A 13,173-nucleotide genomic window follows, 5' to 3' on the forward strand; every position below is an offset into this window, starting at 1 on the left:
CAAAATTTCATTGTTCAAAAGCCCTTGTCGGAAGATGAAGAGCTGAAACTGAATTTCAGTGTGCAGACCACATTGAAACAACGGTTGAGCAGCGACCGGCTGCAATTTGTGCATGAGCAGAGCGGTGTGGTTTTGAATTACGAACAATTAAAGGTTTGGGACGCCAATGGCAGGACACTGGCCGCAGCTTTTGAAAAAAATAAGGATGACTATGCGATTCATGTCCAAACAGCCGGTGCAGCATACCCCATCACCATTGACCCGATCAGCACTACGGCTGCCGCGATGACCGAAAGCAACCAGGCAAATGCCAATATGGGCTTTTCCGTAGCCAGTGCAGGGGATGTCAACGGGGATGGGTACAGTGATGTCATTGTAGGGGCCAACCTGTACGACAACGGCGAAACCGATGAAGGTGCCGCCTTTATTTACCACGGTTCCTCCACCGGGATCAGCACCACAGCCGCGGCAACGATGGAAAGCGACCAGGAAAATGCAGGAATGGGGATTTCGGTAGCCAGCGCAGGGGATGTAAACGGCGATGGTTACAGCGATGTCATTGTAGGCGCTTATCAATACGACAACGGCGAAATCAATGAAGGCGCCGCCTTCGTCTATCATGGCTCGGCGACAGGGGTTAATACCATCGCAGCCGCCATGACAGACAGCAACCAGGAGAGGCATGGTTGGGCTATTCAGTGGCCGGCGCAGGGGATGTAAATGGCGACGGATACAGCGATGTTATCGTTGGGGCTTATCAATACAACAATGGAGAAAGCGATGAAGGTGCTGCTTTTGTTTATCACGGTTCAGTCACCGGGATCAGTATTACAGCCGTCACTGTAGTAGAAAGCAATCAGGAAGACGCATACATGGGCATTTCCGTAGCCAGCGCGGGCGATGTGAACGGGGATGGATACAGCGATGTCATCGTGGGCGCTTATGTTTATGACAACGGAGATACTGATGAAGGAGCTGCTTTTGTCTACCTTGGTTCGACAGCGGGTATCACCATTGTCACAGCTACAATGATAGAAAGTAACCAGATAGCCGCATGGCTTGGCTATTCAGTAGGCGGTGCTGGTGACGTCAATGGTGACGGTTACAGCGATGTCATTGTTGGTGCTCAATATTACGACAACGGCCAAGTCAATGAAGGTATCGCCTTTATCTACCATGGTTCCGCAACAGGAATCAGTAACACCGCAGCCGCTACAATAGAAAACAACCAGGCAAATGCACAAATGGGTGTTTCCGTATTCTGCGCAGGGGATGTAAATGGGGATGGGTACAGCGACGTCATCGTGGGCGCTTTGCAGTATGACTATGGCGAAAATGATGAAGGGGCAGCTTTTGTTTACAATGGCTCGGCCACAGGGATTAATACCACAGCGGCCGCAATGCTGGAAAGCAATCAGGTGAATGCACAAATGGGCGTTTCTGTAGGCAGTGCAGGGGATGTAAACGGGGATGGATATAGCGATGTGATCGTGGGCGCCGATCTTTACGACAACGGCGAAGCCGATGAAGGTGCTGCCTTCACCTACCATGGCTCGGCGACAGGGATCAGTACCACCGCAGCGGCCATGACAGAAAGCAACCAGGCAAGTGCATTTATGGGCGGTTCCGTAGCCGGAGCAGGGGACGTAAACGGTGATGGGTACAGCGATGTCATCGTGGGAGCTCGTTTTTACAACAACGGCGAAAACGATGAAGGTGCTGCTTTTGTTTATCATGGTTCGGCCACAGGGATAAGTACGACGGCCGCCGCGATGGTAGAAAGCAACCAGATAAACGCACAAATGGGCTATTCCGTAGCCGGAGCTGGGGATGTAAATGGGGATGGTTACAGCGATGTCATCGTAGGCGCCCGGTTTTACGACAATGGCGGAACCGATGAAGGTGCGGCATTCGTCTATCTTGGCTCGGCAGCAGGAATCAGTACCATTGCGGCTGCTATGGTAGAAAGCAATCAGGCAAATGCAAATATGGGCTATTCCGTAGCCGGTGCAGGGGATGTAAATGGCGACGGATACAGCGATGTGATCGTTGGGACCAATCAGTACTTCAATGGCCAAGTCGGTGAAGGTGCTGCTTTTATTTATCATGGTTCGGCCACAGGGATCAATACCACTGCCGCAGCCATGGTCGAAAGCAACCGGGAAAGTGCACAAATGGGCTATTCCGTAGCCGGTGCAGGGGATGTAAACGGAGACGGATACAGCGATGTGATCGTGGGAGCTCGTTTTTACAACAACGGCGAAAGCGATGAAGGTGCTGCTTTTGTTTATCATGGTTCGGCCACAGGGATCAATACCACCGCTCCCGCTTTGGTGGAAAGCAACCAGGCAGGTGCCTATATGGGCTTCTCGGTAGCCGGTTCAGGGGACGTGAACGGTGATGGGTACAGCGACGTCATCGTAGGGACTCCTTACTACAGCAATGGCCAGAATCAGGAAGGCGCGGCATTTATTTATCACGGTTCAGCCACAGGGATCAATACCACTGCGGCCGCCACGACAGAAAGCAATCAAATTGGTTCAGGTTTTGGCGTTTCCGTAGGTGCCGCTGGGGATGTAAACGGTGATGGGTACGGCGACGTAATCGTGGGCGATAACACGTACGTCAATGGCCAAAACGGTGAAGGCGCTGCCTTTATATATCATGGCTCAGCCATCGGAATCAGTACCACCGCTGCCGTCATAGTCGAACCTAACCGGATTAATACAATCATGGGCTCTTCTGTAGCCGGCGCGGGCGATATAAATGGTGACGGGTTCAGCGATGTCATCGCAGGAGCCCAAGCTTACGACAATGGCCAAAACAATGAAGGCGGCGCATTTGTATACCATGGCAACGCGGCAACGACCAGCAACCGTAATAACCTTAATCTGTATAATGTTGATCTTGCGACCCTTATCAGCAGCAGCAATTTCCCGCTTGCCAATTTTGGCACAGGGCTCTTTGCCAAATCGTTCCTGGGCAGAAGCAAAGGCAAGCTGGTCTGGGAAACCAAGGTTAGCTACGAACCTTACAGTGGTACACCCATTACCAACAGTGTGTTGTATACGTCCCAGCAAGCCAGCTATACTGATCTGACCATAATGGGTACGGGGCTTAAAACCCTGGTTGACAAACAAACAGGCAAGTACACCAAAATAAGGGCCAGGGTTCATTACGATCCGGTTACAGCTATCACCGGGCAAATGTATGGCCCGTGGCGGTATGTGCCTTCTGTGAGCGCCGGTTCAACGGGTGGCGCTTTGCCGGTAGACCTGATCTCATTTAAAGTCGCCTGGCAAGACCAGGGCCAAACTGCGCGAGTCAACTTTGTTACTGAGAATGAAAGCGAGATCTGCTGCTACGAAATTGAAAAAAGCGACAACGGGTTTCATTTCAATGTAATTGGTCATCTGGATGCCAGAAACGCACCGGAGCTATATACATACAATTTTATTGACCTTGACGCCACTGGCAAAAAACAGTATTACCGGTTAAAGACCATCCATGCTACCGGTGAGATCGACCACAGCCGGATTGTCCTATTACAGGATAATACGGTGACGGAAATCCTGGTATTCCCCAACCCCACCGACGATGTATTGCAACTGCAGCTCAACAAGGCTTACAGCAATATCCAGGTGCAGATTGTAAGCAGCACCGGGCGGGTGGTCAAGCAGTTTACCGCCAGCTCCGATGCGAATCAAACGATAAAAATACCGGTTAGTAATCTAATCACCGGCACTTACTTTTTGTATTTGCAAACGGCTGGGCCAGCACGAGGAGAGGAAAAACAGGTGTTACAGTTTATCAAGCAATGAGAAGGGGCTTGTGGGCTGTAGTTCATAGCTGCGGCTCATAAGCCTGTTTAACATAACCACAAGTTATACAACGGTCTGGTAAAACCATTTCAGACAAAACATTCCCAACCGGATTCGCCGCACTTCACGAATCGCTCTCAATGTATCACAAACAACCCGGCATTTCCAGACTTAGCCACACGGCCGGCCACTACCCTCGGGAACAAAGCGATCCTCATCTGCAAACACTCAGAATGGGCCGGTAATTATCAATAATCTTGGAAATGTATTGGAATATTAGGTTCTAGGCATCATTTCCGGCTCTTTCCGGCTATTGTATACCTTTTGTACACTAAAAATTTCTCATCGGAAACCTTTTGTATACCTCCAAAAATTGCCGGGGGTTTTAATCCAGCCTACGTTTGTATCGTCTTCCGGGACACATTCAAACTGGACTTCGGAAGCATATTTATTATTCAAAACCATTGTAGTAACACAGTAAAGCAGGGGACGCCGAAAACCTGAAATTGAGTAGGCAAAAACGAAAAAAAAAAATTTTTTTTAAAATCCAACAAAGCCATGTTAAACAAAACACATTTTTTCAAAAGTACCCTTTTTATTGCCCTTGCAATTGGCTCCTTTGCCTGCCAGAATGACAACCTGGTGGATCCCATGTCGACTGACGCAGCCTCGGCAGCCACAGCACGGATCGGAAGTGATGTTGACTCACCTAACTTTCCCCAGGTGCACAAGCTCACTAGACATGGTCAGGCAACCCTGACTTACGACAACGATGGCCGACTCATGAACGTGACCACCCCCGTACGTGGCAGTCTGGCTATCCAAACCGATTACACCTACAGCCCCGGTAAGATCAGAGCGTTTACGCATCAGGGAAAGATCAAACTCCGGGATGAAACCTTTATGCTGGATGCCAGCGGGCGCTGCAAGGAATCAGCAGAAGTGATTACCGTTGTCAACAACAATGTTCCTTTAACTTACCTAAGGGAGTGGAAGTTTACCTACAATGAGAAAGGTCAGTTATTGAATTTCCAAAATAAAAACAGCTGCGTCGGTGGATTCGGGTATGGTTACAATGCTGACGGCGATGTGACCTCGGTGAGTAAATTTACAGGAATAGGAAGCAGTGATAATACAAAAATTGGCTACACTCCGGCAGGAGGCGACCCGATCATGAACGATAAATATCCTTTGAACGTGCTAGGGGTGAACGAACACGACGCTTACCTGCGGATTTTCGGTAAGCCGGGCAAGCACCTGGTCACGCTCGTAACCGAGCAGGGTTCACTCGACGGAGATTATTACAATTACGTTCTGGACGCGGATGGCTACGTGACCCAACGAAAGCAGTACAAACTGATTGGTAGCAGCCTGGTCGATACCAAGTCGTACGCCTACGTGACAGCCAACATCGGGATGCCGTTCTGAGCTGCCCGCCCCAGAAACTCGCGGGCCAACAGCTCCTAATAACGGGAAAGGTAATCCCGACAGAAAGCCCATCGATGTCCATTCCGGAGGGCTTTCTGATTTTAACCGAACGGGTCAATCGCCTGCTTGTGACTGGCTCAATAGGCTGATCAACAGAATTATTGGACAGGAGTTTATTAAGCTTGGCGTATTCCCGGATCATTATTTTATGTATAGCCTCACCAAGGTTTTTTAACAGATGCCAGCGATCGGTAACGGCTCCGGCCGCCCGGTTGTTGAGCCTGCGGCGCTCCGGATGTGATTGCTCAATGATATTTTCCTTAACGGTCCCTGGTAACAATCTTTATTTCTGGACGAACCTGTAGCCAGTCCCGTAAACTGTCTTCTTCCCGATCTGGCAGAAGGTCAATTATTTTCCAATGTGTAGGTCTACCAGGATACTTCCATATTTCTCTCGCTTCTTAAAAGTCCGGACGGGCGGCCCCCCAATCATCAACGCCAACCGCGGTTATGGTGCATTAGTTCGGTAGAGAAACTTTGCTTATCATTCTCAATAATGTGGTGTCGCTGACCGAAATAGAAAATTGCCGACTGATGCGTTCAGCAGGCTTGCCTCCCGCTTCCAAGGCGATGTTCAATAGCTTCTTTTCCAGCCTTTCAGTTGTTCTTTTATAGGCCTTAAAATGGTAGTCAAACCGCTCGGTAAAAATCCTTAAGGAGCACAAACAATTGGGGCATCGTCCTGTTTTCTGTTTTCCCTGAAAATGAATATTAAGCTGGTTTCCATGGCTGTCAACTGAAATCACTTTTAAAATATCGTCAGAATCAAAAATTATCTTGGAAGCACTCATTAATAGCACAACGAATGCCTTCCATTTTTGACGCATCTACCACTAAAAGTGGGGATGAGCCAGTTTCCCGTAATTTCCATTATGTTATGGATTTTTCACTTTAATCGAAGTCAAATCAACATAACCCGTTGTGCGGTTGAAATTTAAAGAAAAAAGGATTGTGCATTTCCTGAAATTCAGTAAGTTAATAAGGGTACCAAACCGTATTAACAATGCACAATCGCGCGGCGAACCGTCTGAAAGCCAATTTCAACCGCATCGGCGGTCCGAAAATTTTTGACTATTACCAAATCAGTTTTTCGGGACGAAATCAACGCGGATGGTAATTTTAAATTCTATCCAAACAAGCCTAAAATGGCTGATATACAGATCATAGCGCTTTCATGTTTAGCAGAGTCTCTGTCGATAGATTCAGAAAACTGGCTGTTTGGAAAGCTTCGTTCCGGGCATTCGAGATTGTTTCCCAATCTGGTTCATAGAACAAATTATAACAGGCGGCGACGCAGACTTTCCGAGAAGACGGCCCAATTATCGAAGCTGATCTGCTTGAAATTTTCTGGACATGATACTGAGTATGTTATTGACTCAATTCCGGTTCCGATTTGTCAAAAACCTCGTATTGCTCGTCTGAAAATATGCAGAGACGATGAGTTGGTTCTGCCTTCCACAGCCTGGCATGCAAGTCATAAGAGCTACTACCTTTCATTTGTGCAGATTTTCGCTGTTAAAAGCCTTTTACATGGTTTACTATATTTCAACAAGTAAGAAAAGGATTTCTAGTACCGAGCTAAGCCGTAAACTGGAATTGCGCCAAAAAACTTGCTGGCTCTTTAAGCAAAAGGTTATGAAGGCCATGGAAAGTAGCGGGAATTTCCCAATGGAAGGTACGATGAAACCTACGTTGGTGGCCAGGATGATGAAGCTCTGGGGCGTAACGAGGGAAAGAAGAAGTTGGTGGTGATAGGTATTGAGAAAAAAGGAAGGGGTATTTCAAGGATGTACGGAAAGGTTATTGAGACGGCCGAAAAAAAGCATCTTAAATCGTTTATGATCGACAATATCCACTCAAAAGCACGTATCCGAACAGATGGGTGGCCCGGAGATCGGGGACTTTTGACTGAATTTCCCAACATAGTCCATGAAAAATCGGAGAAGAAAGGAAAGAATTTCCCGCAATTACATCGTGCGATAATGATGTTTAAAGCCTGGTTGAGGGGCATGCATCATTCAGTCAATTATTACAGGCCTATCTCAATGAATACACCTACCGGTTTAACAGACACAAAATGAGCGAAGGGATATTCGAGAATCTGATGAATAGAATGATTTCGAAACCACCGTTTATGTATAAGATGATTATTAATCAATAGCCTAATTCAATAATTTTATTATTTTTCTGTTGAAAACGAATTTAGGTAAATATTTTTTTACTCCAAAAGAAAAGTCAAAGATAATTCTTACGAACAGAACGGCTTCACACACTCCAGTATTGCTTTGACAAATGCTGTAAAAAGCCGGTATATGCCTTCAATGTAGGCGCCTGCAAAAAAACAGAGAACTGATCATGGGTGGTATGAAACCCCATGTAAAACAACCAAAAACCGAGCGCGAGATAAGGTACGAGCTGCAATTCTTCTTCTGTGAGTGATCGTTGACTGCGATAAGCGTCAATAAAAACAGCATACATATGATCAGCTGTTTCTTTTTTCATTCTGCCAGCATACACATCTAACTGCAGGTGTTGCCAGTAAGTCATGATGTCATTCACCAGCCAGCCATACCCCATGAAGTCGAAGTCAAACAACGTTATCTTATTATTGCTGTCAAAATGAAAGTTCTTTGGTAGAAAATCAAAATGACAATAGCCGGCTGACAACGTTGCCTCATCTACGATACGCAATCTCTGTGCTACCTGGGCCGCAGCATCTTCTAGCCAGGCATACTCTTCAGGAAGTGTGTCAAAATAACCTTTCAGTCTATTAAGTGGCGTAAAAAGTGTTGTGTCCGTATCAAAGGTCCAACGACCGGATGCCAATGGAAGCGTAGATGATACATGATGAAAACGGGCCATCTCATGTCCCAGCGCCTGTAACTGTTCATCATTCAGTACCTTTACGGATGTGCCGGGCGCATACTTAAATAATACCGCATACCGGTCTCCCTCAATGGCGTTAATGACCTGTATCGCATGTCCAGCGACGTCTGCAATAGGGTATGCAACAGAAACGGATGCACGTTGCAGTGCAAATAGCAGGTCCACTTCGGCGCTGACCTGTCCCATCGTCCGATGGCCGTAACGATGTACTTTTAGTATAAACGATTCACTGCTGCCTTCTATCAGGTATGTATCGCCTACCCCTCTCTCCAGTAGCCCGGATTTCGCGCCGTACAATGCATATCTTTCAGCAATCAGCTCACCTAATGAAGCAGGTGCAAGTGTTGAATAAACAGCAGGAAATGTTATGGTCATGGAACGAATATATTTTGGCAATAAACTGCCTATAAGCATTGGTAACAGGTCTCAAATCAATGTGTCAATTAAAATATATATGTTGATGTCTGATTACATGAATTTATATCTGGGCTCACTTACTATCCAACGTCTTGATAGAATAAATATACAGTGTTCGATTTAATTATTCAATGCTTGTAATAAAAATACTTTGTTAACTTTTTTGTGATACATAACCTGCATTTCAATGAATACACCTACCGGTTTAACAGACACAGAATGAGCGAAGGGATATTCGAGAATCTGATGAATAGAATGATTTCGAAACCACCGTTTACGTATAAGATGATTGTTAATCAATAACCTAATTCAATAAGTGGTAGCTAATTTTAGCTGTCTGGTTGGGTTATTTTCTCGATGCGGGGATTTGCTTTTTAATTTCCATCGGTGTTTTACCGAATACCTTTCTGAATTCCTTACTGAAATATTTAGGGTCCTCAAATCCAACGATTGTAGCCACATCGCTGACATTATAAACGCCAGATTCAAGCAGTTTTTTCGCTTCATTTAAACGGAGGGTTTTGACAAATTCATTGATCGTCATACCGGTAAGCGATCGCAGCTTTCGATACAGCACAGACACACTTATCCCCGCCTCAAAAGCAAGTTCATTGACTCCGAAGTTGGCCTCCGAAATATGATCGATAACGAGATTTTTCAGCTTTGCGATGAAAACCTCATTCTTATCTTGGGCAATACTTCGCTGGACTTCCGGTGCCTCCAACACCGACTCCCGATAGCGCTGCCTCATTTGGTCGCGCAAACGGAGCAGATTATCGATTTTCAATTTGATGATTCTAGGATCGAATGGCTTCATCAAATAGTCGTCTGCCCCTGCTCGAAGCCCTTCGATAATTTGTTCGCTCTGTGTTCTGGCCGTCAGCAATATAACCGGAATATGAGAGGTATCAGTGCCATTCTTCAGCCGGCTGCATACCTGCAATCCATTTACTTCGGGCATCATCACATCGGTCAGGATAATATCAGGGATGTGTTCATTGGCTAGTTCAATGCCACGAAGGCCATTTTCTGCTTCAAGTGTGTTGTATTCTCCTTCGAAAAGTTCGCTGATGAAGCCTCTCAGTTCATCGTTATCTTCAATGATCAGGATGGTATTGAGTTGTTTATCTGCGATTTCGTCGCTGGTCAATGTAGCTGCGACTGTTTCCGTGAATACGCCAGAAACGTAATGTTGACCCCTTGGTGCAATTTCCTGGGGGGAGTAATGCATGTTTTCGCGCAGTAAGCGGATAACCAGCGCTGTTGAACCTGGTTCGGTTTGGGTTGAAAGCCGGCTTTCGGCAGAGAGAGAGCCGTGGTGCTGCTCGACAATGCTTTTCGAAAGAGCTAGTCCGATTCCGTAACCGGGCTTTTCCGAGTCGGCTTGGTAGTAGTAGGTAAATAGCTTCTTGAGATGATCGGGCGAGATTCCCTTGCCGTTATTCTCCACCATGATGTTGACTTCTTTGGAAATTTCGGTGATCCGTACGGAAACTTTGCCGCCCTCGGGAGTGAATTTGTAAGCATTACTCAGCAGATTGTAAAAGACTTTTTGCATCTGGGCGATATCAAACCAGAGCAGCACCGGCGTATCGGGGCAAATCAGCGAGGTCTCGATCTCTTTTTCGAGGGAAATATGTTCAAATGCAGCAATGATGGACTTGATGACCTTGACCACATCATGCTCGCGCACCTGCAAGCGTACGCCCCCGCTCTGGATTTTACGGAAATCGAGCAGTTCATTGACCAGTAGCATGAGTCTGTCGGAGCTGTTTCGTGCGTAATTAACGTTGCGCTCGACGTTCTCTCCATTCTGTAATTGCTGATGGACCTTTTCCAACGGCCCGCTGATCAGCGAAAGGTGGGTCCTGATTTCGTGGGACACGTTGGTGAAGAAATCCAGCTTGACCTGGTTCAGGGCGTTCTCCTTTCGGAATAAGCTTCGCAGCCAGAAAAAGCGGTTGATGGCATAAATGGCCCCTGCTATTACGAGCAGATAGAAAAGATAGGCATACCAGGTTTTCCACCAAGGCGGGAGGATGGTGATTTTAAGTTTTAATGGCTCCTTCATCCAGAAGCCGTCGCCGTTAGCGGCCTTCACGACAAATGTATAGTCGCCGGGAGGCAGGTTCATATACGTAGCTGTCGGCACAGAAGTCTCGTTCCATTTCTCGTCGAACCCTTCCATGCGGTATTGGTACAAGTTTTCACTCGACCGGGCAAAACTCAGAAGCGCAAAGTCCAGCGAGAAGATATTCTGATTGTGCCTGAATATGAGTTCTTTTTCCAAGCTTGCGTCCTGATTCAGTATTCCCGTTTCGTCGTCAGCTTTGACTACCCTGTTGAATAGCCGAAGGGAGCTGAGAACAATTTTCTCTGATCGGTCGTTTAAGAAAACCTTGTCAGGATCAAAGGAGAACATCTCCTTGTTGGTATTGTAAAACAACATTCCCGCCTGATTTTTTGCGGCAGTGCTGGCAGCTAATACTGATTTTCTGGGAATTCCATCCTGATAGGAGTATGTCTGGATCGTGCGTCTGTCGGGGTGGTAACGTACAAGGTCACTTCGCTGACTGAGCCAAAGAAATCCATTTCTGTCTGTCTGGATATCGTCTATGCTTGTGGCCAACGAACGCGAGGTGGCGTCGATGTATGAGAAGTGTCGGCTTCGCGGATTGTACAGCTGCAATCCCTGATTCGTTGCGGCCCATATTCTTCCCTTTCGATCTTCCGTTACCCGCCACGCAGATTGGAATCCCCCGGATTCGGCGGATTCCGGTTTGGCTAAGGGAAACCGCTCAGGAGTTTGGGAGCCGTTGGGGATTCGCCATACGTCAGTGCTTCCCCCAACCCAGATATTACCTTTCGAATCTTCGAATGTACACACAACAGTTGTTTCAAGTCCCCAGTCACGGCTTACTCCCGTTCTTTTATCGAAAGAAAACAGACCAAACCAGCCTGCCGCCCAAAGTTGTTGATGGCTGTCCTGAAATATCCTGAAAATCGTACTTCGCTTGAATGGAGCGTCTGTTCGCTTGAGAAACGGATAATCTTTGCGCGTACCTTTTCTGAAATCGTAGCTTTTCAAAAGCCAATTTTCTCCACACCAGATAATACCCTGTTCATCGATGAAGAAGTGATTGACGCCCTCTGTAAAATCCAGGTTCAGGTTGTGAATGGAAGTTTGGTTTGTCGCCGGGTCATACCATATTAATTGCTTCTTATCGGCAGAGATCATCCAGGGCTTTTGATCAGGCGTGAACCCCATCCAGCCATTATTGAATTTACTTTTCGTGAGCCGGTCGACAAAAAAAGGCCATTTTGAGAACAGCGGTAGGGAGATATTGAGATAATCGATTCCGAGGTCGTATGTTCCGAGCCAAATACCATTTTGCCCGTCCTTGAATAAGCACATAATCGCATTATCGCCCAGGCTCTGATCGTCAGCGGGGTTGTTAATATACCATTTTGTCTCAAGTGTTTTTACATCTAAATACGCCAGCCCCGCCATTGTGGCGATCCAGATTTTTCCGGGACTGGCAATTGCCATGCCTGAGAGATCGGGGAGATTGCCGTACCAGCCCTTGAAGTGTTCGACCAGCTTGAATTTTCCGGAGGCGATGTTGAATTGCATTAATCCTCCCGGCCTAAGTCCAAGCCAGATATTACCTGAATCGTCTTTGAACAACGATTTGAAGTCATTGACGGAGATAAATCGGGAATCCGGGTTTGGCTGGAAAAGTCGGACCTTCCCCTGGTCAAACGAAACGAGGCCATTATTGGTGGCCAGCCATAGCTGTTGCTTTTCCCCGGGAGTTATTCCGTTTATTACATACGTCGAGCTGCCCACTCGCGTATTCAGAAATCGTTTGAATACTATTTTCCCATCTTTGAGCTCCACGCGATTTAGCCCGTTGCTTGTCCCAACCCATAAGTTCTGCTGGCTGTCTTCGGAAATACTCAATATCGTATCCGAGCTGATAGAATTACCGTTTGACCTGTCGAGTCTGAACGTTTGAAAGGATTCGCTTTGCCGGTCGTACCTGCTGAGCCCATTCTGCGAACCGGCCCAAAGAACGCCCTTTGCATCACAAAATACCACCCTTATGAAATTTGAGGCTACGGATTTTGTATCCTTCGGATCATGACGGAAGGCCTTAAACGCATAGGTGTCAAACCTGTATAACCCGCCGGTTGTGCCAAACCACATAAAGCCGGCTTTGTCCTGCGTGATGGATATGATCTCGTTTGTTGGTGCTCCCGGTTTCTCGACAATATGCTGGAAGACCTGGGCAAAAAGGGAGGGGGCTGCAGTGCTTAGCCCGAGGAGAATGATGAATAGGACACGAAGTAAAAAGTTCACGATATAAACGGGGGCTTTGCTCGAAATATTTCTATCTAGGTCAATACAGACAAACTTATGCATTCGTTATCATTCTATATTGAATAGAAAAAGTTTGAATACTATTTGGTGAAAAAATCGCCCATTTTGACAAAAAATCACCTTTATGTGCAGCTGCCCAGCGATAGAAATGGTTGGATTGGGCATTGCTATGTAAGG

At 46.8% G+C, this 13,173-nt stretch carries 6 protein-coding genes and 2 pseudogenes; 5 read left to right on the forward strand and 3 right to left on the reverse strand.

All coding sequences use genetic code 11. The annotated features are described in order from the left end of the window. The 3 genes from BP71_RS36235 to BP71_RS36245 form a co-directional block, all read left to right on the forward strand. The coding region (locus tag BP71_RS36235) for an integrin alpha (RefSeq protein WP_496386566.1) at window positions 1-720 on the forward strand (720 nt) is incomplete at its 5' end. Continuing rightward, the gene (locus BP71_RS36240; protein WP_496386567.1) at window positions 687-3,821 is read left to right on the forward strand and encodes an FG-GAP-like repeat-containing protein; all 3,135 of its coding nucleotides are present in this window, start codon (window positions 687-689) and stop codon (window positions 3,819-3,821) included. The genes BP71_RS36235 and BP71_RS36240, both read left to right, overlap by 34 nt. 558 nt (window positions 3,822-4,379) lie before the next feature. Further along, window positions 4,380-5,249 carry a hypothetical protein gene (locus BP71_RS36245; RefSeq protein ID WP_496386568.1) on the forward strand — a complete coding sequence of 290 codons (870 nt, stop codon included), beginning with the start codon at window positions 4,380-4,382 and terminating at the stop codon, window positions 5,247-5,249. A gap of 518 nt (window positions 5,250-5,767) precedes the next feature. Here the strand turns inward: BP71_RS36245 and BP71_RS36250 are convergent. After that, the gene (locus BP71_RS36250) at window positions 5,768-6,136 is read right to left on the reverse strand and encodes a hypothetical protein (protein WP_496386569.1); all 369 of its coding nucleotides are present in this window, start codon (window positions 6,134-6,136) and stop codon (window positions 5,768-5,770) included. A 210-nt stretch (window positions 6,137-6,346) separates the two neighbouring features. On the opposite strand from BP71_RS36250, the pseudogene BP71_RS36255 reads away from it, so the two are divergent. Both BP71_RS36255 and BP71_RS36260 read left to right on the forward strand, forming a co-directional pair. Continuing rightward, window positions 6,347-6,808 (forward strand): annotated as a pseudogene (locus tag BP71_RS36255) (transposase family protein); the annotation flags it as partial. Beyond that, window positions 6,795-7,470, forward strand: a pseudogene (locus BP71_RS36260) (IS1595 family transposase); the annotation flags it as partial. The pseudogenes BP71_RS36255 and BP71_RS36260, both read left to right, overlap by 14 nt. A gap of 104 nt (window positions 7,471-7,574) precedes the next feature. On the opposite strand, the gene BP71_RS36265 reads toward BP71_RS36260, so the two are convergent. Beyond that, on the reverse strand, window positions 7,575-8,570 hold the full coding sequence (locus tag BP71_RS36265) for a phosphotransferase enzyme family protein (RefSeq protein ID WP_496386570.1): 996 nt from the start codon (window positions 8,568-8,570) through the stop codon (window positions 7,575-7,577). A gap of 388 nt (window positions 8,571-8,958) precedes the next feature. After that, complete coding sequence (locus BP71_RS36270; RefSeq protein WP_496386571.1) at window positions 8,959-12,975, reverse strand: two-component regulator propeller domain-containing protein; 4,017 nt, start codon at window positions 12,973-12,975, stop codon at window positions 8,959-8,961. Window positions 12,976-13,173 lie beyond the last annotated feature (198 nt).

The organism is Dyadobacter ginsengisoli DSM 21015, from assembly GCF_059568735.1.

What these genes read in the sequence shown, in the direction of transcription:
- BP71_RS36245 (WP_496386568.1), top strand. Translation starts at nt 4,380, where the DNA reads ATGTTAAACAAAACACATTTTTTCAAAAGTACCCTTTTTATTGCCCTT.
- BP71_RS36250 (WP_496386569.1), bottom strand. Translation starts at nt 6,136, where the DNA reads ATGCGTCAAAAATGGAAGGCATTCGTTGTGCTATTAATGAGTGCTTCC.
- BP71_RS36265 (WP_496386570.1), bottom strand. Translation starts at nt 8,570, where the DNA reads ATGACCATAACATTTCCTGCTGTTTATTCAACACTTGCACCTGCTTCA.